This is a genomic window from Catenulispora pinistramenti, from assembly GCF_018274385.1.
In the GTDB taxonomy this organism is placed as follows: domain Bacteria; phylum Actinomycetota; class Actinomycetes; order Streptomycetales; family Catenulisporaceae; genus Catenulispora; species Catenulispora pinistramenti.
The window spans coordinates 1-21,936 of the sequence record NZ_JAAFYZ010000032.1 but is presented as its reverse complement, the minus strand read 5'-3'; the positions used below and the strand labels follow the sequence as shown (position 1 = coordinate 21,936).

At 69.1% G+C, this 21,936-nt stretch carries 19 protein-coding genes and 2 riboswitches; of the genes, 10 read left to right on the top strand and 9 right to left on the bottom strand.

Annotation, left to right across the window (positions count from 1 at the left end; genetic code table 11):
- Window positions 1–3: 3 nt before the first annotated feature.
- The gene (murJ, locus tag KGQ19_RS12365; protein WP_212009245.1) at window positions 4–2,037 is read left to right on the top strand and encodes a murein biosynthesis integral membrane protein MurJ; all 2,034 of its coding nucleotides are present in this window, start codon (window positions 4–6) and stop codon (window positions 2,035–2,037) included.
- Between the two features lie 147 nt (window positions 2,038–2,184).
- A complete protein-coding gene (locus KGQ19_RS12360) occupies window positions 2,185–3,027 on the top strand; it encodes an SGNH/GDSL hydrolase family protein (RefSeq protein WP_307856403.1) in 843 nt (280 codons plus the stop codon).
- 131 nt (window positions 3,028–3,158) lie between these two features.
- On the opposite strand, the gene KGQ19_RS12355 is transcribed toward KGQ19_RS12360, so the two are convergent.
- Both KGQ19_RS12355 and KGQ19_RS12350 read right to left on the bottom strand, forming a co-directional pair.
- Window positions 3,159–5,054, bottom strand: a complete 1,896-nt coding sequence (locus tag KGQ19_RS12355) for a helix-hairpin-helix domain-containing protein (RefSeq protein WP_230418548.1) — start codon at window positions 5,052–5,054, stop codon at window positions 3,159–3,161.
- A 157-nt stretch (window positions 5,055–5,211) separates the two neighbouring features.
- Window positions 5,212–6,222 (bottom strand): aldo/keto reductase, encoded by a 1,011-nt coding sequence (locus tag KGQ19_RS12350; RefSeq protein ID WP_194896618.1) that lies wholly within the window; start codon window positions 6,220–6,222, stop codon window positions 5,212–5,214.
- 132 nt (window positions 6,223–6,354) lie between these two features.
- Between KGQ19_RS12350 and KGQ19_RS12345 the strand changes: the two genes are divergently transcribed.
- Complete coding sequence (locus KGQ19_RS12345) at window positions 6,355–7,404, top strand: LLM class F420-dependent oxidoreductase (RefSeq protein WP_212009243.1); 1,050 nt, start codon at window positions 6,355–6,357, stop codon at window positions 7,402–7,404.
- Window positions 7,405–7,559: 155 nt separating this feature from the next.
- Window positions 7,560–8,372, top strand: a complete 813-nt coding sequence (locus tag KGQ19_RS12340) for a hypothetical protein (protein WP_212009242.1) — start codon at window positions 7,560–7,562, stop codon at window positions 8,370–8,372.
- On the opposite strand, the gene KGQ19_RS12335 is transcribed toward KGQ19_RS12340, so the two are convergent.
- The 5 genes from KGQ19_RS12335 to KGQ19_RS12315 form a co-directional block, all read right to left on the bottom strand.
- On the bottom strand, window positions 8,369–8,884 hold the full coding sequence (locus tag KGQ19_RS12335) for a GNAT family N-acetyltransferase (protein ID WP_212009241.1): 516 nt from the start codon (window positions 8,882–8,884) through the stop codon (window positions 8,369–8,371). The genes KGQ19_RS12340 and KGQ19_RS12335 overlap by 4 nt on opposite strands.
- Window positions 8,885–9,048: 164 nt before the next feature.
- Complete coding sequence (locus KGQ19_RS12330) at window positions 9,049–10,038, bottom strand: SCO2521 family protein (RefSeq protein ID WP_212009240.1); 990 nt, start codon at window positions 10,036–10,038, stop codon at window positions 9,049–9,051.
- Window positions 10,019–11,056, bottom strand: coding sequence for an SCO2522 family protein (locus KGQ19_RS12325; protein WP_212009239.1), 1,038 nt, complete (start codon window positions 11,054–11,056; stop codon window positions 10,019–10,021). The genes KGQ19_RS12330 and KGQ19_RS12325 overlap by 20 nt, the downstream gene beginning before the upstream one ends.
- Entirely contained in the window at window positions 11,053–11,973 is a 921-nt protein-coding gene (locus KGQ19_RS12320; protein WP_212009238.1) for an SCO2523 family variant P-loop protein, read from the bottom strand. Before KGQ19_RS12320 ends, KGQ19_RS12325 begins: the two co-directional genes overlap by 4 nt.
- 1 nt (window position 11,974) lies before the next feature.
- A complete protein-coding gene (locus tag KGQ19_RS12315; protein WP_212009237.1) occupies window positions 11,975–13,810 on the bottom strand; it encodes an SCO2524 family protein in 1,836 nt (611 codons plus the stop codon).
- Between the two features lie 231 nt (window positions 13,811–14,041).
- Between KGQ19_RS12315 and KGQ19_RS12310 the strand changes: the two genes are divergently transcribed.
- The 6 genes from KGQ19_RS12310 (at window position 14,042) to KGQ19_RS12285 (ending at window position 19,995) form a co-directional block, all read left to right on the top strand.
- Window positions 14,042–15,889: an SCO2524 family protein gene (locus KGQ19_RS12310; RefSeq protein ID WP_212009236.1), complete on the top strand. Its 1,848-nt coding sequence runs from the start codon at window positions 14,042–14,044 to the stop codon at window positions 15,887–15,889.
- Window positions 15,890–15,891: 2 nt separating this feature from the next.
- Complete coding sequence (locus KGQ19_RS12305; protein WP_212009235.1) at window positions 15,892–16,815, top strand: SCO2523 family variant P-loop protein; 924 nt, start codon at window positions 15,892–15,894, stop codon at window positions 16,813–16,815.
- 5 nt (window positions 16,816–16,820) lie between these two features.
- A complete protein-coding gene (locus KGQ19_RS12300; protein WP_230418543.1) occupies window positions 16,821–17,831 on the top strand; it encodes an SCO2522 family protein in 1,011 nt (336 codons plus the stop codon).
- Between the two features lie 62 nt (window positions 17,832–17,893).
- Complete coding sequence (locus KGQ19_RS12295) at window positions 17,894–18,811, top strand: SCO2521 family protein (RefSeq protein WP_212009233.1); 918 nt, start codon at window positions 17,894–17,896, stop codon at window positions 18,809–18,811.
- Window positions 18,812–18,820: 9 nt separating this feature from the next.
- Complete coding sequence (locus KGQ19_RS12290) at window positions 18,821–19,288, top strand: GNAT family N-acetyltransferase (RefSeq protein WP_212009232.1); 468 nt, start codon at window positions 18,821–18,823, stop codon at window positions 19,286–19,288.
- A gap of 179 nt (window positions 19,289–19,467) precedes the next feature.
- Window positions 19,468–19,995, top strand: coding sequence for a GNAT family N-acetyltransferase (locus tag KGQ19_RS12285; protein WP_212009231.1), 528 nt, complete (start codon window positions 19,468–19,470; stop codon window positions 19,993–19,995).
- Window positions 19,996–20,145: 150 nt separating this feature from the next.
- Here KGQ19_RS12285 and KGQ19_RS12280 read toward each other — a convergent pair whose 3' ends face one another.
- Together KGQ19_RS12280 and KGQ19_RS12275 are read right to left on the bottom strand one after the other, a co-directional pair.
- Window positions 20,146–20,613, bottom strand: coding sequence for a hypothetical protein (locus KGQ19_RS12280; RefSeq protein WP_212009230.1), 468 nt, complete (start codon window positions 20,611–20,613; stop codon window positions 20,146–20,148).
- 70 nt (window positions 20,614–20,683) lie between these two features.
- The gene (locus KGQ19_RS12275; protein WP_212009229.1) at window positions 20,684–21,499 is read right to left on the bottom strand and encodes a GNAT family N-acetyltransferase; all 816 of its coding nucleotides are present in this window, start codon (window positions 21,497–21,499) and stop codon (window positions 20,684–20,686) included.
- 91 nt (window positions 21,500–21,590) lie between these two features.
- Window positions 21,591–21,676: riboswitch (glycine riboswitch) on the top strand.
- A riboswitch (glycine riboswitch) is annotated at window positions 21,677–21,790 on the top strand. It begins immediately after the preceding riboswitch.
- The last annotated feature ends 146 nt before the right edge of the window (window positions 21,791–21,936 follow it).

The window sequence follows — 21,936 nt, the reverse complement described above, 5'->3', positions numbered from 1 at the left end:
TCGGTGAGCGAACCCGAGATAGATCCGCGCCGCTACGCGCAGGCCGCGGCTGTCACCGCGGCCCGGTTCGAGGTCCCGGCGGTCGCCGGTGACTGGGACACCGGGATGCTGCGGGTGGTCGCCGATCCCGCGCGCCTCGCTGAGCTGATGCCGTTGCGACGCGGGCCGGTCCAGGGTCCGGCGGTTCAGGGTGCGGCGGTGCGTGGCGACGGCGCTGGTGTCGGCGACGGCGACGCGGATCGTTCGGCTCTCGGGGCGGCGGATCCGTATCTCGGGCGGGCGGATCTGTGGTGGCCGTCGGTCGAGGAGCCTGTGGCTTCGCAAGCCGTCGCGGCTGCTGACGTGCCCGCGGTTCAGAGTTCGAAGGCTGCTCCGCACTCGAAGCCCGTCAGCGGCGCGCGCTCCTCGGCCGCGATGGCCGCCGTGACCGTCCTGTCCCGCTTCGGCGGCATGGCGGCCCAGCTGCTGCAAGCCGCGGCCCTCGGATCCGGCGCGCTGGCGACCACGTTCACCGTCGGCAACACCCTGCCGAACATGATCTACTTCCTCATCATCGGCGGCGCGCTGAACGCCGTCTTCATGCCGCAGCTGGTCGCCGCGATGCACCGGGACCCCGACGGCGGCGCCGCCTACGTCGACCGCCTCCTGACCCTGGTGATCTGCGCGCTGTTGGCGGTGACCGTGGTGGCGACCGTCGCCGCGCCGTGGATCGTCGCCGTCCCGGCGCGGCACCTGGACCCGGTCCAACGCGCGCTGGCCGTCTCCTTCGCCCGCTACTGCATGCCGCAGATCTTCTTCTACGGCGTCTTCGCCGTCGTGGGCCAGGTGCTCGGGGCACGCGGACGTTTCGGGGCGGCCGCGTGGGCCCCGGTCGTGAACAACGTCATCGTGGTCGCGGTCTTCGCCGGCTTCATCGCGGTCGGCGGGGGACTCGGGCAGGGCAGCGACCACCTACCGGTCCTCAGTGTCGGGCAGACGATGGCGATCGGCGTCGGCACGACCGTCGGGGTCGTGGCGCAGGCGCTCGTCGTGGTCTGGTTCCTGATCGGCTCCGGCGTCCGCTTCCGGCCCCGCTTCGACTGGCGCGGCGCCGGACTCGGCCAGGCCGGTTCGCTGGCCAAGTGGACGCTGGCCTACATGCTGGTCGGGCAGGTGGTGAACATCCTGGTGATGTCCCTGGCCGCCGGCGTGGACCAGGCGCGCCCGGAGGCGGGCGTCGGCTACGCCGCCTACTCCAAGGCACAGCAGATCTGGATCCTGCCGCAGTCGGTGATCACCGTGTCGCTGCTGACGATGCTGCTGCCGCGGATGAGCCGGGCGGCGGCCGACAACGATCCGGCCGGTGTGCGCGACGACCTGTCGTTGGGTTTGCGGGTCTCCGGCGCCGCGATCGTGCCCTGCGCCTTCGCGTTCCTGGCTCTGGGTCCGCAGTTCGCCGCGGTGCTGTTCGGCTACGGCCACACCTCGCTCCCGCAGACGCACGGGATCGGCTACATGCTCGCCGCCTCCGGACTCGGCCTGATCCCGTTCTCCGCGCAATACGTGATTCTGCGTGGTTTCTACGCCTTCGGCGACACCCGCACCCCCTTCACCATCGGCCTGATCACCGGCGCGGTGAACGCCGCGATCGCGATCACGGCCAGTGCCGCGCTCGGCGGCACCCGCTGGCCGGTGGTGGTGATGGCCGGCGGCACCGGGCTGTCCTCGGCCGTCGGTCTGCTCTGGTCCATCCGCCGGCTGCGGCCCCGGTTGGCCGGGAGCGCCGCCGCCAAACCGGGCAAGGGCGTCTCGCGGGTGTATCGCAGGCTGTTGCTTGCCGCGGCGGTGGCCGCGGCCGTCGGCTACGCGGCGGCCCAAGACGTCGGCGCGCTCGTCGGCGGCGCACGGCTGGGCTCGGTGCTCGCCGCCGCGGCCGGGGGCTCGGCTCTGGTCGTTGTCTATGTTTTGGCGGCCAAGGCGCTGCGGGTGACCGAGGTGGACCACCTGACCCGCCGGGTCCGGTCCCGCGTCATGGGGTTGATTCCGCGGACCGGATGACGTGATTGTTCCGAAACGTCCTGACCTGCCAACCAAGAAGTTACCCGCTCGTCAAAACTCGTTAGTAACTTGGTCTTCACAGGGCCCTGACCGGGTGCCATTCTCATCCACGCGCACCCCCCATCCACCCCCACATGGAGGTTCCCTGTGCTCCCTCGTCCCCACAAGCGGACGCGGACGCGTCGTCCCGTACTCAAGCGGGCGCTCATCGTCCTGGGCGCGGTGACGACCGCCTTCACCACGGTACTGGCCACCAACGCCTCGGCCGCCAGCGGTGTCAACTACGTCGCGCTCGGCGACTCGTACTCCTCCGGAGTCGGCTCCGGCTCCTACATCTCGGCCTCCGGCAACTGCCTGCGCAGCACGCTGGCGTACTCGCAGCTGTGGGCCAACGCCCACAGCCCGGCCAGCTACACCTCGGTGGCCTGCTCCGGCGCGACCACCGCCGACGTGCTGAACAACCAGATCTCGGCGCTGAACTCCGGCACCAACCTGGTGTCGATCACCATCGGCGGCAACGACGTCGGCTTCTCCTCGGTGATGGAGACCTGCGTCCTGGACTCCGACAGCGCCTGCCTGAGCGCCATCAACACCGCCACGTCGCAGGCCGACTCGGTGCTGCCGGGCAAGCTGGCGAACACCTTCGCCGCGATCGCCGACGCCGCGCCCAACGCGCAGGTCGTGGTGATGGGCTACCCCGAGCTGTACGACCTGGGCAACTCCGACATCTGCCCCGGCCTGTCGACCACGGACCGCAGTGCTCTGAACAACGCCGCTGACACGCTGGACAGCGTCATCCAGACCGCGGCGCAGAACGCCGGCGACTCCTACGCCGACGTGCGGAGCAACTTCTCCGGGCACGAGCTGTGCGACTACTTCAGCGAGTGGCTGCACTCGGTCAACGTCACCGACGTGACCGAGTCCTACCACCCGACGGCCGACGGCCAGTCCGGCGGCTACCTGCCGGCGATGGACTCCGTCACCGGCTGAGGCCAGTCCAGGCAGTAGCCCACGCGGTAGTCCGCGCAGTGATCCACACATAAACCGAACCGCGCCGGTCCTCCCACAGGGACCGGCGCGGTTCTGCTATCTCTGCTTGCCTCGCATCGCCTTACACTGCCTCACAGGTCCCTGAGGACCGCCGGGAGCCGGGTGTGCCGGGGCCGGTCCGGGACGTTGGCCACGGCCTGAGGCAGCGCCGAACCCGCGCCGTGCACGATCGACAGGTGCCGCTCGGCCAGCCCGCACAGCCCGTAGACCAGAGCCCGGGTCAGGCTGCCGGACGACGGGCCGTCCAGCACCACCACGGCCGCCGGCCAGGTGCCGCCCAGCGCCTCGCGCGCCGTCAGCGCCCGCACCTGCTCGGTGCCCAGCCGCTCGCGCAACGCCCGGGTGAGCGTGTCCGCGCCGGCGTCACCGGTGGCGCGGATGGCCACCACCTGGATGTCGTCGGGCGCCAGACCGAAGGTGCGCGGAATGGAGTCGGCGGCCAGCTGCACGGCGCGCGCCACCGCCTCGGAGGCGTCCCGCACCGGCACGATCACCAGCCGCTTCTCCGGATCGTTCTCCGGCGGCGGCAGCTCCCCCTCGCGCAGCGCGAAGCGCAGATCGGTGAGCGGGTGCGGCTCGGAGTCGGCGGCCCGCACGCGCGGGACGCGGCCGTCGGCGGTGTAGGCCATCAGCGAGTCCGAGCGGGTGTCGATCAGATCGCGGAAGGGCTGGCCGGGACCGGCGGGGCCGGGCTCGGCGGGGTCCCCGGCCAGCAGGACGCGCATGCCCTCGGGGACCGCGTCGAGCAGGGCGGCCAGGGACTCGGCGTCGATCTGGTGGGCCGCGGAGACGACGACCAGGCCGGGCTGGGGTTCGGCGAACTCGGGGGCCGGGGGCTCGGCTTCGGCGTCCGACGAGTCAGAGCTCGCGGGGTCGGCTGCTTCGGCTTCGGCCGGGTCTGGGGCGCTCGGGTCGGCAGACTCGTCGGACGCATCGGTCTGCGCGGCAGCCGTGGTCGATGCACCCGCGGACTCGGCGGTTGCGGCGATCGAGCCGTCGGCCGTGCTGGTCGCGGAGCCGCCTGCCGCGGAATCGTCGCTGTCGCTGTCGCTGTCGCTGTCGCTGTCGCCGTCGCTGTCGGCTGCCGGGCCGCGCTGGCCGGGTACAGCGGTGGCGTCTGCCGCCTTTTCTTCCGCCTCGCCGCGGCCCAGCGAAGCCAGGTACTCCTGGATCGACAGCACCGTCAGCTCGGTCCCGCCGAGCTCCCGGTTCAGCGTCCGCACACTCGCGGCGTTCCCACCGATTATCGCCACCGGCACCCCGGCCGCCGCCGCGGCCTCGGCGAACCCGGCGATCTGCGCGGTCTTCGCGATGCCCGGCGCGGTCGCGACCAGGGTCAGTCCGTAGGCGCCGACGGTGTCCCGCAGCTCGCTGTGGATGCGGTCGCCGGTGGTGTCCAGGCGCTCCCAGTCCTCGCCGAGCGGTTCCGGCGTGGCCAGCAGGCGCTGCACCGCTTCGCCGACGCCCTCCTCGGCGAAGGCGTAGCGCTCCCGGATGATCATCAGATCGGCGGCGCCGGCCCCGGCCTCGCCGTCCCCGGAGTCGCCGGAGCCGTCTTCGTCCTCTTCCTCGGCCGCATTGGAGAACGCGAGCATGTCGCCTTCCTCCAGCGCCGCGTGCAGGGCCCCGGCCGGGTCGCCGAAGCCGAGCGTGCCCAGCGCCGAGCAGAGCACGTCGGCCGGCTGCGCGGTGTGTCCGTCGAGCGCGGCCCGGTCCAGCAGCCAGCCCAGCACCGCCCGCGCGCGCCGCGGGTCCTGCGGGCCGGCGGTGCCGCCGAGCACGCTGCGGGCGAAGCCGTCGGCGGCCTCGGGGCGCACCCCCGGCACCGACAGGATCAGCCACGGGTCGCCGGCCAGCCGGCTCGCGGCCTGCTCGCCGAGCGTCGCGGCCACCCGCGGGGCCAGGTCGCCCGGGGCCCCGGCGGCGGCCAGGAGCTGGTCCAGGGACGGTGCGTCCGGTTCGGTCATCGTCACTTCTCGTTCCATCCGTCCTGCGCCATCGCGAGTTCTGTTCGCGCTTTGAGCGGGTTTGTGCGGTTTACACAGTTTGCTAGTTTGATCGGTTCAAGCAGTACTGCATATCTTGCAAGGCCTGCTACTAGTTACTGCTGGCTACTACTGCTTGCTACTGGTTCTGCGTGTGCTGCGACACCAGCCGCGGCCGGGCCGGCTGCCAGGTGTGCTCCGGATAGCCGATCTCGGGCTCGGAGACGTCGTCCAGCGCCTCGCGGATCTCCCGGGGCAGGGTGAGCAGCTCGGCGTTGAGACAGCCCCGCAGCTGCGCCACGGTGCGCGCGCCGACGATCGGGGCGGTGACGCCGGGTCGGTCGCGCACCCAGGCCAGGGCCACCTCCAGCGGCGCCACGCCGAGGCCGTCGGAGGCTATGAACACCGCGTCCACGATGCCCTCGCTCGGGCCGTCCAGGTAGGGCTCGACGAAGGGCGCGAACATCGCCGAGGCGGCGCGGGAGTCGGCCGGCACGCCGGTGCGGTACTTGCCGGTCAGCACCCCGCGGCCCAGCGGCGACCAGGGGAGCAGTCCTATGCCCAGGTCCACGGCGGCCGGCAGCACCTCGCGCTCCACGCCGCGTTGCAGCAGCGAGTACTCCATCTGCGCCGAGGCGATCGGGGCCCGGCTGAAGTCGGCGGACTGCCAGGTCGCGGCGCGGGCCAGCTGCCAGCCGGTGTAGTTGCAGATGCCCACGTAGCGGGCCTTGCCGGAGGCCACCGCGGTGTCCAGCGCGGCCAGCGTCTCCTCCAGCGGGGTGGCGGCGTCGTAGGCGTGCAACTGCCACAGGTCGATGTAGTCGGTGCCCAACCGCTTCAGCGAGGCGTCCAGGGCGTTCAGGAGGTGGCGCCGGGAGGCGTCGAAGCGGCGCGGGCCGAACGGGACGCTCACCGCCTTGGTGGCGATCACGACGTCGGAGCGGATGCCCTCGACCATCCGGCCGATGATGTACTCGGCGTCGCCGTCGCCGTACACGTCGGCGGTGTCGACCAGGGTGCCGCCGGCGTCCAGGAACGTCTTGAGCTGGTCGGCGGCCTCGTGTTCGTCGGTGTCCCGCCCCCAGGTCATCGTGCCCAGCCCCAGCCGGGACACGCGCAGTCCCGTCCGCCCCAGGTGTCGCTGCTCCATGACAGGTGACGCTATCGGTTGCCGGGGACACCGCGTGGGCGGCGTCACCATCGCGCCGCTTACTACTGACGAGTAATATCAGCGGCGACGGCCTGGCGATCAAGCGCGGCGAACCGCGGACAGGAGTGGGCGATGAAGCTCGGCGTGAACATGGGTTACTGGGGCGCGGGCAACGATGCCGAGAGCCTGGAGGTGGCCAAGGAGGCCGACCGGCTCGGCTACACGGTCTGCTGGGCGGCCGAGGCCTACGGCAGCGACGCCGCCACCGTCCTGACCTGGATCGCGGCCCACACCCAGCACATGGACGTGGGCGCAGCCGTCTTCCAGATCCCGGCCCGCACCCCGGCCATGACCGCGATGACCGCCGCCACCCTGGACACCCTGTCCGACGGCCGCTTCCGCCTGGGCCTGGGCGTCAGCGGCCCCCAGGTCTCCGAGGGCTGGCACGGCGTCCCGTTCGCGGCCCCCCTGGGCCGCACCCGCGAGTACGTGGCCATCGTCCGCAAAGCCCTGACCCGCGAACGCCTCACCTACGAGGGCAAGCACTACCAGCTGCCACTGCCCGGCGGCCCCGGCAAGCCGGTGAAGCTCACGGTCCACCCGGTCCGCGAAACCATCCCGGTCTACCTGGCGGCGATCGGCCCCAAGAACCTGGAACTCACCGGCGAGATCGCCGACGGCTGGCTCCCGGTGTTCTTCAGCCCCGAGCACGCCGCCGACCACCTGGAACACATCAAGGCGGGCCGGGCCAAGGCCGGCAAGAACAACCTGGACGGCTTCGACATCGCCCCGACGGTCCCAACAGTCATCGGCGACGACGTACAACTGTGCGCGGACCTGGTCCGGTGGTACGCGGCCCTGTACATCGGCGGCATGGGCAGCAAGGAGCAGAACTTCTACAACCAGCTCGCCTGCCGCATGGGCTACGAGAAGGAAGCCGACGAGGTCCAGCAGAAGTACCTGGCGAAGGACTACGCCGGCGCGGCGGCCGCCGTCCCGTTCGAGTTCATCGACCGCACCAGCCTGATCGGGCCGAAGGAACGGATCGCGGAGCGGATGGCGGCCTATAAGGAGGCCGGGGTGACGACGCTGAGCGTGGCGGCGGCTTTCGGGGATCAGGAGACTCGGTTGGGGATCGTTCGGACGGCGGTGGAGGCTGCCGAGTTGGCGGGGGTCGCCTGAGCGGCGCCGGTGGGTGCGGTCAAGGGTCTCGCGGTCACGGCTCCGGGGCGGGCGGCGCGTCCGCCTCGGCCGTGCGCCTGAGAAACGGGTAAGGACCCTGGCTGTGTATCAGAAGGTCATCGACGTGCTACCGGATCATCATTAAACTCGCGTAAGTGCCGACCTCGAGTTTCCCCGGCGTCGAATCAGTGATCGACGACATAGCCAAGTGCGAGCTGAGATACCGCGACGGCACCGAGAAGAAGCTCGGCGAAGAGGAGCTGCTGGAGCTCCTCGACAGCTACCTGCCACCCCTGGTGTACGCCTTCGACAGCCGGGTCCCCTCCCCGCGGGAACGCGGTGGGGACCTGGCGTTGGAGAAGGAGTTCTACGAGTGGCGCAAGACCACGAGCGGGGATCCCGACGCGCGCCGGGCGGCGGTGATCCGGTCCTTCCTGGCGACCGAGACCGAGAGGCGCGGACAGTTCCGCCTCAGCCGCACGCAGACCGGACGCATCGCAGCCCACTATGACGCGATCGGCAAGGAATTCGTCGCGCTCGGAATGCCGGGGCACGCCATGTCGGCGTTCCAGAGCGCGGCAGACCTGTTCCTCCAGCTCCAGCAGAAGCCCAAGCGCGAACTATCGCTCCTGAACCTGCGGCGCGCGCAACAGCAGGCCCGCCCACGCGGCCCGGCCCGCTTCTTCGAGGCGATGTACGACGCGATCTGCGGGTACGGCTACCGCCCGTTCCGGATGCTCGGCTGGATGGCGCTGACGCTGCTGGTGTTCAGCGTGGCGGTGTGGCTGTGCGGGCCGGCGGGGTACGTGCGGTCGCTGCACGGGTGCCTGATCAACTTCCTCAATCCGCTGTCCTTCGGCGACCTGGACGGGGCGTTCAGCGGAGCCGGGCAGGTGCTGCTGGTCATCGAGAGCTACTTCGGCAGCATCTCGATGGCGATCTTCTTCGCGTTCCTGGTCAGGGACTAGGCGGGAGCCGCGGTATATGGGTTCTTGACCAGAGAGCGATGGAACACCTGGCGCGGCTCGCCGTTCCCGTAGAAGTTGTCGCGCTCCTCGCCGTCCGCGGTGAACTCGAATGCCTCGTAGAGGTGGCGGGCGGCCTTGTTGTCGGGGCGGACGGTGATGTAGGCGTCGGGGGCTCCGGAGTCCATCATCAGCTCCATGGCCCGGGCCATCAGAGTGCGGCCGAGGCCGTGTCCCTGACAGTTTCCGCTGACGGCGAGACCCATCAGCCAGACTTCGGAGTTGTCCGAGTCCGGGCACACCAGGGCGTAGCCCGCCAGACCGCCTTCGTGCTCGGCGAGGTACCAGCTCTTGCGGAACATGAGGTACAGCGACGTCATGTACATCAACGAGTAGGCGGCGTTGCCGAAGACCTCTTCGTCGAGGTTCGCAAGGGCTTTCAGGTCGGCTTTGACGACGGAGCGCAGAGTCGCATAGTCGGACTTACTGCCCAGCTCCTCGCGGGTGGTGGTCACGCACACCTCGTCAGACGTCGGATAAGGGTTTACAGGTTCCTGATACGGGGTATCGGGACCACCTTCCATGGCATGTTACCGTCCGGCGGCATCGGCTTGTACGCAGGATGCTGCAATAAGTGTCCACGCGCCTCGATCACGCCTGGTTCGCAAGCGCCGCGCCCCTAGAAACGTCGGGGCGGCCTGATCTTCACCTGGTCCCGGAGGTCGCGGATCCGCGCGACCTGACGCTCGAACAACCGCGAGTAGTGTGTCCGGCTCTCCATAGCTTCCCACAACGCCTTCATATCCGGGCTCAGGTGCGTCGGAGGCATCCATAGTGGCGCCAACTCATTGAGAGCGAACAGCAGCGAGTCCAAGGGATCACGGTCGCGGGCGATGTCGGCTTCGGCGCGGGGCACGATGACGTCCTGCACCGTGGTCAGCAGCCACTCGTGCAGCGCGAACTCCTCGCAGAAACGGATCAGCATCGGCAGGTCTTCCGGCGATCCGTTGAGCCGGATCACGTGGAAGTTCGGTATGTCGCTCTTCGCTATCCCGACCGTCGGCTTGGCCTCCTGGGCCAGCGTGGCGGCCCAGCGGACCACGGCCGTGCCGGTGCGCAGGGCGGTGGTGTGGTCCAGGCGGTCGCTCTGCTGGACCTCGTCGATGATCCGGTCGCTGATCGAGGCCAGGTCCAGGCCGCGGGCCGGGGAGGCGTCGGTGAGGTAGCCGTCCATGACGTTGTGCGGTTTCGGTGAGCCCAGCACCTCCACGACGCCGGGCTGGCGCAGGTAGTGCCGCCACTCGCGGCGCTCCTTGGCCGTGGCCGAGGCGAGGGCCGCGTGTGCCGTGCCCTGCAGGATGCGGCCGTTGGTCACGACCGCGTGGCTCAGCACGGTGCCGATCGCCCGGCCCCGGCCCTCGCGCGCCACGTGCAGCCGGCAGTCCACCCCGGTGACCTGTTCCGGGGACACCACGCGGCGGGTCGGCCGGTCCACCTTGCTCACCGGGGAGCCGGGGGTCAGCTGCATCAGGGCGACGCTGGCCGAGGGGGACAGGCCGGCCAGGTTCTGGATCAGGCAGGTGCGCACCTCGCCGAACCCCAGCAGGGGCTGCGCGCCGTCGTCGGGGACGGCCGGGATCGGGTCCCGGTCAGTCGTTGCGTGTGACATGGACGTCATCGAAGAACAAATGGCTCACGCGGCCCACCGGGTTGTCGGGTAATGTCACCGCGTTCGTCTCGTCCCGGGCCCGGTCCGCGGTCTGTTTCAGCACCGCCTTGTCGAAGCGCAGGTGGTCGATGATGATCTCGGCGGCGTGTTCGGCCGCGCGGAAGTGCGGCGGCAGGACGGAAAGGGCCTGATACGCCGCGAACGGGGCGGCGTCCGACGTCAGCTGGGTGATGCTCGGCAGTTGCTGCCACAGATCCGGGAACCCTTCGCCGGAGCCGAACCGGTAGGGCTTGGCGACGGCCTTGCCGGCGTCGCGCAGCAGGCCCAGTCGCAGCAGCTGCCAGACCGCCGACAGCAACGAGCACGAGTACTGACGCTCCGCGGACTGCAGGTTGCTGTCCTGGCTCCACAGCTCGATGTCCACGAACACCGAGTGCCGGTACTTCCCGAACTCCTCAGGCGGCTCCCACTGAGGGGCGTCCATGGCCACCGAGACGGCCGGGGAGCGCTCCCCGTTGGACAGCCAGCCGGTCTGCGCGGTCGGCGGCCGCGAGCCGTTGGCGCCGACCGCGGCCTCCTCGACGATGAGTCCGGCGACGATGTTCGCCAGTGGGCTCTGGTCGCGCGGCCCGGAGTAAGGGCGCTCGCAGGCGATCGCGCAGCCAGCCTCCCGCGCCAGGTAGTCGATCTTGAAACCGGCCTGGTCGGCGGCGGTGGTCACGATGTCCACCACCTCCGAGGGCTTGGGCTGGTCGTCCACCGGGCCGGACGGGGAGTAGTCGTCGACCAGGAAGCAGGTGCTGATCCTGGCGTTGCGGCCGAACCGCTTGCGGGTCCGCTTGGTCGCCGCTTCCAACCACGGTGCTGCCTGCTCCAGCTGCCGGGCGATCCTGCGGTCGCCGTCGGCGAAGTCCTCCAGGTAGAGGTGCCCGGTCTCGACCGAGAGATGGCTCAGTGGTACCGCCTCCACCCGCGCGGACTGGGTCATCTCGTCGTAGCTCACGTCCACGGCCGTCACAGCCCTTCCCAGAATCTCTCGTCCGACAGTTTCGCGGCGAGGTCTTCGAAGGCCTGCACGGTGGCCTGGTTGGCGATCTTCAGTCCGCTCACGTCGGAGTCGTCGATCACCTGCTCGCTCCACTGGAGCATCGGGTCGTAGGGTATCTGCCCGGCCAACCGGGCCCGGCCCATGCGCAGCTTGTCCGCCTGTTCCCGTAGCTTCTGGTCGTAGGCGCGCAGCCAGGCGCCCTGCGCCGGCCGGGTCACCGACTCCTGATCCACGCCCAGGTCCACGACCGCGGTGCGGACGTAGCGGACTGAGTTGTTCAGCTTCTGCGGGTCGTGGCCCCGCCGCTCGCCGGCCTTCAGCAGCCCCTTCTCGCCGAACACCAGGCCGTGTGCGGCCAGGATGTGCTGTTTGGTCCAGCGGTGGAAGACCAGCCAGCGGCTGGTCAGCGCGGCCAGTTCGGGTCGGGCGGTGGCCTCCAGGACCAGGTCTACGGCGTAGGAGCGGCCCGCGGACAGGTCCACGATGCACAGGTCGAACTCGCGGTCCAGCTTCAGGAACAGCTGGGCGCAGCGGGCTGGCATGTCCGCGCTGATCGAGAACTCCCCGCCGTCTTTGTCCCCGGGTAGCAGCACCAGTCGGCTGGCGCCGGAGATCCGCGGCAGGTCGCGCAGCGTGTCGCTGTCCGAGTGCAGCGCCGTGTCCAGCTGTTGGGCCTCGGTGTGTTTGGTGAAGTACGAGTGCAGGCCCGAGGCGTCCACGCCGCGCTCGGCCTTGGGAACATCGAAGATCGCGCCGGCGGTGGGCGATCCGAAGTCGAAGTCGAGATAGGCGACCGCCTCGCCCTGCAACGCCCGTCGGTAGGCCATGTTGCAACTGGTCACCGAACGCCCCGTGCCTCCCTTGTCGGAGGTGGCGAATATCAGCACGTCATGCGCTCCTGCTCGCTGCTTGGCGGGCGAAGGCCAGTTCGTCCAAGTCTCTGAGTACCTTGTCTGCCAGCGCCGCGGCCGTCGCGGGCCGCTCGCCGGACAGCGAGTCGGCGCGGTTCAGCGATTGTTCGGCCTCCCGGAGCAGCTTCTGTTCCTGCGACCCACCGGCCGTGGGGGTGGTCAAACGCTCCTGGTCCAGGATGTGCCGGGCCTCGGCGATCTTGTTGTTGGCCTGGTCCACCTGGCCCTGGTCGGCCACCGGAGGGGCGCTGACCAGCGCGGCCGCGGCGACGAAGACCTCGATGCAGCGCTCGGTCATGTCCCAGGCCGGAGTGGCGGGCGCCTGCGCGAGGCGGGGGTAGACGTTGGCGGGGTGGTCCCACAGCCCGTCGGACGGTTGCCGCCGGGCGAGCAGGTGCTCCACCGAGGCGTCCGCGACCTCGATCAGGCGGGCCCGGTTGCGGCGGCTGCTGCTGATGTTCGCGACGCGCAGCGCGGTCTTGGCCAAGGCGGCGGCGAAACCGTTGTAGGACCACGCCAACGACGGCCCTTCCAGCTCTGATCCGCCCAAGCGCATCAGGACGCCGGGATCGTGCAGCAGCACGCCGCGGTCGTCCTCGGCCGCGCGCCGGCTCACCAGACCGCGCTGGCCCAGCTCCTCCAGCACAGCGACGCTTCGTCCGATGCTGCCGCTGATGGTGCCGCCCTGCTGCGACATCGCGACGATCGCGAGCACCAGCTCGGTGAAGTACGGCGAGCTCTGACCGGTGGTCGCCTCCCACGGCACGTCCTCGATCGCCCAGCGGCCGGAGCCGAAGGTGGCGATCGTGGACCAGTACTGCAGCGCCAGACCCCAGCGCAGGTTCAGGGCCTCACGCAGGGACTGCTGTTCGGAGGTCAGCAGGCCTTGGCGCGAGGTGCGGGTGGAGAAGAGGTCGGCCAGACCGTCGAGGGCGTTGACCGTGAAGTGCAGCAGCGGACGCGACTCGGCGATGCCGTGGGGCTGCTTCACACTTTCGGCGGCCGTCAACTCGATGTCCGTGGCGTCCTGGGCCACCCCCCAGGCCCAGCCGCACTCGAAGAAGCGCTCGGGATAGTCCCGCAGCATCTGCTCGTTCTCCGGCGGCAGACCGAAGGTCAGCTCCGGCAGCTTGTCACGGACCGGCTGCAGCCGACCGCGCAGGTCCTGGGTCAGCGTCCGGCCCACGACCCGGCCCTGGCTGACCGTGCGCAGCAGGACGGCCTCGGCAGCGGAGTCGGGGTCCAGGACGTTGACGACGAACGAGCGCAGCAGGCCGACCATGGCCGAGGTCAGGCGCTGGTCCATGGCCAGGATCACGGCCTCGATCCGGTTCTGTAGCTCGCGCCGCTCGACCGTGCGCTGGAACTCGCGCAAGAAGCCCTTCGCTGACAGACAGAGGGTGACGGAGATCGAGTACGACTCTGTGATGTCGTAGGCGTACTGCTCCGGCTTCACCTCCTCGTCTGGGTCCTCGGCCAGCAGATAGGAACCGCCGGTGAAGGTCGGACCGCCGTCGTCGTCGGTGTAGCGGGCCAGGTACTGCTCCAGTGCCTCCAGCATCCGCATCGGGATGTCCAGGCCGCTGCCCATGGGTCTGAGCACCGCGAGCACGTCGTCCTCGATGGAGTCCGGCCGGTCCAGCCGGAAGCCGGCGACCTCGGTCGCCGGGTAGAGGAGGATCAAGATCTGTTCGGCATCGCTGATGCTGTTCGAGGCGTAGCGGCCACCCCAGGCCCACTCCCCGCTACCGAACGTCGCGCGCGCGAAGGCCCGCCACGTGTCCAGGATGTGTTGTCGTGGGTTCGTTCTCAAAGCTGCCGCCCCTGCCCTGACCTGCCCCGATCGCGCGTGTTCGGTCCCATGTCGCATGCCGGACCGGCACGGCGTTGTCTGCCGGACAACTCCCCTACCCAGGTTGTCGGGGTCTGATACATGCAGGTGGCGGGAATCCCCGGAACGGTTCGGCGCCGGGAGGGGGAGCCGATAGCATGGCGGGGCGAAAGTAGGGTCCTGACATGGCGATCTTCCCTGAGGGAGGCCCCGGTGCGGATCGAACCGCGCAAACAGATCCTCGACATCTGGCGTGACATGCTGAAGGACTGTTACGAGCAAAAGAAGTGGATCTGGGGCGGCCGCGCCGAGTCCAACTCCATCGCGGACGCCGAACAGCTCCTATGTCTCTTCTACCCGATCACCCAGATCGACACCTTCGGTGTCTACGATCCCGACGCCATTCCCGACGACGTGCTCGACGTGCTGCGGCCGCTGGGGGAGTCCAGCCGGATCTCGCGCACGCTGGTGGACGTGGCGCTGGAGTACTTCGACAACCACACCGGCGAGGACGGCCAGCCGCGGTTCGGCGCCGGCAGCTATCTGCGGACCCTGGATCCGGACCAACCGCTGCCAGAGGACCAGCGGCTCCAGGGGCTCGACGTCGTCGACGCCTACTCCATATCGATCACGCTGTGCCTGTCACTGCTGGTGTTCGTGAACGCTCGCGCCGAGGAGGAGAAGCAGGCCCGGCAGCTGGACAAGCTCGGCGATCTGCGGGTGAGGGCCTCCCGACGGCTGACCGCCGCGATGGTCGGCATGCTCCGCAGCTTCGTGGTGAACTCCGTCAGCGTGGACACCGCCGAAGGCCAGAACATCCTCAACATGCTGCGGCAGGGCGACACCACCGACGCGGAGCTACAGCAGGGCCTGAGCACCCGGTTCGGCCGGCTGCGCAGCCAGCTGCACGCCGACGTGCGCCTGGGCGTGCCGGACGACACCAAGCCCGACGACGACGAGCTCTTCGAGTGCGGCTGGACCTGGGGGATCGCCCAGGGCGCGGAGTCGATCGGGGACTTCGACTTCGACGTGGCCGCCAAGGACGGGTACGCGACGACTCGCCCCTGGCTGTACTTCACCGTGTCCGCCCTCGACGGCATCGTGGACCTCGACTCCCGCCGGATCAGGGCCCTGAACATCCTGGACGAGGACCAGCGCAGGCTGTCCGACGCGCTGGCCCTGCGGTGGGACCTGACCCAGCGATACTGGTCGGCGATGGCGCGCTTCGACCCGGAACACTGGCCGCTGGAGGACATCCCCTGGCGCACCAGCGACGGCGAAGAGTCCGACTACTACTCCCTGCTGGTCATGTCGGTCCTGATCCAGGACCTGATCAACCGGGCCGCCACCGACGCCGACCTGATCAAAGCGGTCGGCATCATCCAGGAGTTGGCCATCCGCGGCCGGATCACCCGCCGGATGACTGACGACGACCCCGCCGTCGCCCTGCACCACCCCGGTGTGCGACAGGGCCTGGGCGGCAGCGAGGACGTGGTGGACGCGGGCCTGGCACTGTATGCCGCGGACTACGCCCCGCTGATCATCAAGCGGTCCCTGCAGGCCGCGCAGCTCACCGACAACGTCGAGGCCCGCGAGGCGCTTATGACGGTCGCCGAGGCGGCCATGGACCATCTCAACGAGCGCCGCCTGATCCGGGACGGCAACCCGGTCGAGCTGTGGGACAGCCTCCAGCACTTCCCCGGCCTGGAGAACCTCTCGTTCGCCAAGCCCTCCTGGTACGTGACCGAGCGTGTCGTAGAGGCCCTGGTCGCCACTGCCGCCGCGTTCGAGCAGGAACCGCCCCGCAGCTCCCGCATGTACGACCATCTGCTCCGGCTGCTGCACGAGGCAGACCACGTATACAACCAGGAGCTGCTGCGCTCCAACGTCAACGACCGCTCTACCCTGCGCGACCGGCTGGAGGAGATCGGCGAGCACATCAAGCGGTCTCGTGAGCTGCGCTTCCGCCGCACGAGCACCGCGATCGCGCTGGCTGAGCGCGCGCTGCGGTTGCTGGACGCCTTGGAAGAGGCTCGCGAGGACGCCGGGAGGAGGCGGTAACCATGCTGATCTTCTCCTCCTCTGACAAGGGCGGCACCGGCCGCTCGGTGACCAGCTGCAACCTGGCCTACCGGCTCTCGCTGCTCGGCCAGGACGTGGCGTACCTGGACTTCGACTTCGGCTCGCCCACGGCCGGAGCGATCTTCGAGATCCCCACCCTGGAGCGCGGTACCAGAAACGGCGGCTTGCACTCCTACATCCGCGGCAGGGCCACCGAGCCGGTGCGCGCGGATATCCGCACTACCACCGAGCGCCAGGTGCTCAAGGAGCGGCCGCCCGGCTCGGGCAAGCTGACCCTGTTCCCCGGCGATGTCGGCGGTGCGGAGTTCTCGCTCACCAACGAGCACATCAAGAAGGCGGCAGAGCTCTTCCAAACCGTGGAGCGCGAGTTCGACGTCTGCATCGTCGACCTGAGTGCCGGGCGGTCCTCGGCGCTGGACATGTCCCTGCAAGCGATCTCGCCGAAGAACCGGCCCAAGAAGGCAGAGGCGGTTCGCTGGCTGCTGTTCCACCGGTGGACGACACAGCACGTGATCGCCGCCAGCGGTCTGCTGCTGGAGGAGAACGGTATCCTCTCCTGCGCCCTCGCGGCCGGTTTCGCCAGGCGGGAGTTCCTGCGCCTGGTGCGCACGATCCGCACCGCGGTGCCGGACGCCTCGGCCTTCGGCAAGAAGACCACCGCTGAGCAGGACGCCTGGCTCAGCCGCAGCGACGACATACTCAAAACCCTGGCCAAGAGCCGGGGGCTGGGGCTGGACATGCTGGCCGGCACCACCCCGCTGGAGCCGATGCTGCTGTGGCGAGAGCAGGTGATCATGGACGTGGACGTCAAGCGCCGGTTGGCCGACAAGGCCACCACCCAGGCGTTCGAAGAACTCGCGAACAAACTGATCGATGATGAGGCCTGGGAAGGTTTCGAACGGTGAGCGCCATGTTCTCTGCGGTCCCGGACGCCGCGCCTTCGGTGTTTCACGAGCGCAACCAGGGCACGACCGTGCAGAACCTGGGCCTGTCACACCTGTCGGTCGCGGTCGGCCACTTCTATATGGACGAGCTCGAGAACGGCGAGGAGCCGATCCGCACCCAGTTCGAGCGGGTCAAGCCCTGGCTGGACGCCGCCAAGGCCTCGGCGATCAGCGGCGGTGAGCGGCCGCGGGTCAGCACCTGCTTCCTGGTCGATGACTACTTCCAGCACTGGCCGGATGCCCCGCAGATAATGGAGAAGCTGCTGCGGCTCTCACGCGAGGCCGGCGTCACCATCGACTACGTCGCCCGGGAATCAGCGTGCGCGCGGCGGCTGGACGGATTCCAGACCGCGGAACTGGTCGCCACGCGGCTTCTGGAGGAGCCGTTCCCGGAGGGGGCCAATGGCGGGCGTCCGCCGATCTCGATGTCGGGGTGGATGTCGAACGGGAAGCCGCCGCGTGAGTCCCGCGTGCTGGAGACCATGGAATCCCACGTGTGGGAACCGGCGCACGAATTCGGCGAACGCAACCACTCGATCTACCTCGACGTCGAACTCTGGGACAGCCAGGGCAGGCCCGGGGGCGAGGATGACGGAGAGCTGGGCAACCGCCGATACTCCTGTCCGTTCCTGGCCGCGGTCTGGCAACTCATCCGGCTGGGGCTGCTGCGCCAGGACGGCCAGCCCGCACTGAAGGTCACCGACTTCGACGGCGAGTGGCGTACGGAGTGGGATCAGTGCCCTGACATCGTGAAGGTCAATCCGAGTGCCCAGCCGTTCTACGCCTACCGCTCGTTGAGCATCCTGCCCCGGACCTTCCTGCCCATCGAGCACTCGGTGCAGAACATCATCAACCACTTCCTCCCCGACCCGGCGGTGGTGGAATCGCTCGATCGGCAGGCGGGCGCGAAGAACGTCCCCCTTCCGCCGGTCATCGCCGACCGGCTGAGCCACTTCTTCCTGGCCGGCGGGAATTGATGGCGCGCCCTGTCGGGCCGTCGGACCCGGGTGGGCAGCGACCACAAGTCGTCCTAGGGGCCGTGACGACCGGTCTGCTGAACACCTCCGAACCGCTTCCCCTGGAAGCGGCTCGCCAGGCGCTGGCCCTGCTTCCCGGCGTCAGCCCGGACTGGCACCGGCACCCGATCGAGCAGGTGGTCTCACCGGACATCTTCTTCGGCCTGGACTGCCGACTGGCCGTCCCGCCCGGGGCCGGTTCCCAGCCCAGGGTGATCGGCACGGCGCGGGCCCGGGCGGTGCTCACCGCCGGCCACATCCTGCAGGGCTCGGCGCGCGTCGAAGTCCTGCTGGACGCCAACCGCCGGCGGCTGCCCTGGGCGCACTACGCGGCCCGGACCGGCGTCGTGGAAGCGATCAACAGGGCCGACCCCGCCGACCTGGTGACCGGGTTCCTGCAGGGCGCGGTAAACAGCACCGTGTTGGACCTCGGTAAGACCGGGGCCTACGTGATGTCCCTGCTGGACCGGGTGCCGCAGATAGACCGGCAGCCCCGGCTGAAGACCGAGACCGGCCGCCTGCTGTGGGCTGTGCACGTCCAGGACGGGGCGGAACCGGACAGCCTGGTCGAGTTGCGGGACGACGGAATGCTGCGGGTCCGGATCGGCACTCCGGCCGAGCTGCTACCACAATTCGTCGAGTTCTGCGAGATTCTGGCATTGCACCACTGGCTATTGTCAGCGTTGCGAAACGCCTTCGAGCGCTCGAACCGGCGGGGCCGCCGCCCGGAGGGTGAACTGGATCCGGCGCTGAGCTACCTGGGCCACATGTGGAATCCGGAGGCCCACCTGCCTCACGAGATGCGCGGTCTGTGGCAACGCCTGGAGAATGAGGCACAACTGACGTGGGAATGGAAGTCCACTGTGACCCGGGTCCGGGACAAAGTGTCGCTGTTGACACGGAAAGCGATTGAAGAGGCCCTGCACAAGGAAGTTGTCTAGGGAGCTGACGTGGGCGCTTCGCTTTCAGTACGGGCTGCTGAAGGAGATGACCTGCCGCGGATCGCAGAACTCGAAGACATAGTGTTCGAGGGCACAGGTTTCACCTTCTCCACACTGATGCAGTTGTTCGGCCCTTCCGGGGTGGCCTGGCTGGTGGCCGAGGATTCCGAGGGGATCTGGGGCTACTCACTGAGCATGCGGGACACCGACGATCCACAGGTCGGCTGGCTGCTGGCGCTGGGGGTGCATCCGGAGCGGCGCGGCCTGCGCATCGGGCTGCGGCTGCTGGACGAGTCCATCGCCTGGCTGCAGAGCAAGGGGGCCAACGCGATCAAGGTGACGGTCAAGCCAGAGAACTGGACGGCCTACGACATGTACATCCGGGCCGGCTTCCAGGACACCGGCCAGTGGAAGGACGGCGATCTGGGCGACGGCCAGGGTCGCAAGATGCTGACCTTGCTCTTGCCAACACCGTGACCGCGGGCTTTCTCGACACCCGCTGGCAGCCGACAGGGGAGTGCGACGCGAGCCAATGCCCTCATCGCCACGGCTCGCAGGCGCACGATTCTCCGTCCGGAGCTTCCGACGCGCCACGACCGGGTACACCCGAAGAGGAGATCGTCCATCGGCGGATGATGACTCCTGGAGGAGACTTCGTGGACTCGTTCGACCCTCCGCGGCTGCGCGGCGTCAAGAAGAGGGATCTGTCTGCGATCGCCGAGTTGGAGGCCGCCGCGTTCGGGAGCAACAGCCTGACGCGCAGCGCGCTCGACGTCATCTTCGATCCGTCCGGCGGTCTCTGGCTGCTGGCTGAGGACGACGAGGGGGCTTGGGGGCACTCCGTGAACGCACGTGGTGAGGATCCCGCCATCGGATGGATCGTCGGGATGGCGATCCACCCCGAGCGGCAGCGGCGTGGCTGGGGCCAGCTGCTGCTGCGGGCGACCATCCAACGTCTGCAGGACCACGATATGGAAGTCGTCCGCCTGCTGGTCAAGCCCGCCAACAAGATCGCCCGTCATCTCTACGAGACCGCCGGTTTCCTCGACACCGGAGAGCGCATGGATCACTTCGGCCCCGGCGAAGATCGGATGGTGATGTCCTTGCTGCTCAGCAGCCAGTCAGGGCGGTCGGGCGGCGGGCACGTCAATGGCGCGATGGTTCCGCAGGTTCCTGCCTCGTGATCAGGGCCTGGGGCTGTAGTGCGTCGGTGTTGCCCTCACAGGCGGAACATGCGCCGGATGAACATCACTAAGAAGACCGTCCGTAGTATCTCACCGGTGTAGGCGTCGACCGCCAGTGTCGATTTCCAGCTTGCCGAAACACTCTTCGTGTCATTGAAGCCCAACGGGCTCAAGAAGTGTTCTATCGCCATGACGAAGGCGTCGCCTCGTGTGTTCGCCCTCGGCGCCGGTCAGCAGGACCCTGCCGCTCGCTTCCGCACGTGCGGCCGGCATCGTGGCGATCAGGTCGGCGTAGCGCTGCTTGAACGGCGCCGAGCGGTCGTAGAAGTCGTCCAGGACCAAGGCCCCGGGGCGCGCGGCGGCGGCTGCGGCTGCGGCTGCGGAGACGAACCTGAGCCGTGCGCCGGTTTGTATGCGGTCGAAGTCGGCGATGATGGCCGTCTCGGAGGATTCGCGACGGGTCCTGCGATGATCCTCCCGCTCCGACCGCGAACGCGCCCAGGACGGCCGCTTGTGGCGTTGGCTCCGCTCAAGGTCCTCGGCGATGGCGTTGGAATGCGAAACGACCAATGCCTTGAACGTGGTGAGCCGTGCTTCGCCGTCGTGGTCCGCTACCACGTTCGGTCCCCGCGCCGCCGATTCATCGCATCCCCCTGCGAAGTGCTGTGACCGGCTTCGAGTATGTCAGTCAGACCCTGAACTCGTAAGGCGTCGTGACACTCAGAGCCCGGAACCCCAGCCGCTCCAGAATCGGCCGGCTCATATCCGTCGCGTCCACCTGCAAGTACTCACACCCCAGGCCCGCGGCCACCCGCATCCGCCGCGCCACCAGTGCCCGGTAAATGCCGCGTCCGCGCCATTGCGGGGCGGTGCCGCCGCCCCAGAGGCTGGCGAAGCCGGTGCCGGGGTGGATCAGCATGCGGGCGGCGCTCACGGGTTGGTCGCCGGCCATGGCCAGCCAGGTCCAGACCGTCTCGGGGTCGTCGGCCAGGCGGGCCAGGACGCGGTCGCGGGCTCGGTCGCCGCCGCTGCCGAAGGCGGCTTCGGACGCTTCGCCGACCAGGTCGGCGTCGGCCTCGGTGGTGACCGCGCGTAGGGAGATGCCGTCCGGCAGTGCTTCCGACAGGCCGGCGCCGGGTTGCCCGGCGCCGGATAGCTGTGTGATCTCCGCCACGAACAGGGTTTCCGGGTCGTCGGCTACGAAGCCGGCCGCTTGCAGCCTTTGGGCCAGATCCGCGGGCTGGTCGTGGCGGTAGTGCTTCCACTCGAAGTCGGTGCCGAGGGTGCGGAAGTGGGCGATCTGGGCCTGGATCGCGGCGTCGGCGGTGGTGGCGTCCAGGTCGGAGTACAGGACGCCGTGCCAGTCCGTGGGGTGTGCGCCGATTTGGCGGCGGACGCCGTCGGCGTGTTCGACGCGGGCGCCGGGTTCGTCGGGCTCGGCGGTGGCGCGCATCCTGGTGTCGAAGATCGCGAGGAGGTCTTCGTCGGGGGTGGGGGAGGTCATCGGGTCAGCTCAGCACCGGTGGGCGGTTACGGCAAACGGTTAATGGGATTAGAACAGGCGGTGGTGGCGCTGATACCTTCGTAAGTGCCGACTACCTCGGACGGGAGAGACCTCTCGTGGGCGCCGAAGGAGCAACCCTCCCCGGAAACTCTCAGGCAAACGGACCGTTCGGGCAGGCAACTCTGGAAAGCAGGGCGGAGCTTCTGGGAAGCCCTCACCGACGGTGTAAGCCGTGGGCCGGTTCAGGCCGCCCGCGGTGAAACTCTCAGGTTCCATGACAGAGGGGGAGGACGGATCCGCGGGAGGCGCGTATCCACCACCCGACGTCTAAGAGCGTCCGCCTGAGAGGCCACAACAGTGACCGCAGTGCTCACGGATCTGCACGGCGCGGCCGGAGACGACTCCGGCGCCGGCGCGGTGCCCGCCCCTGTCTCTTA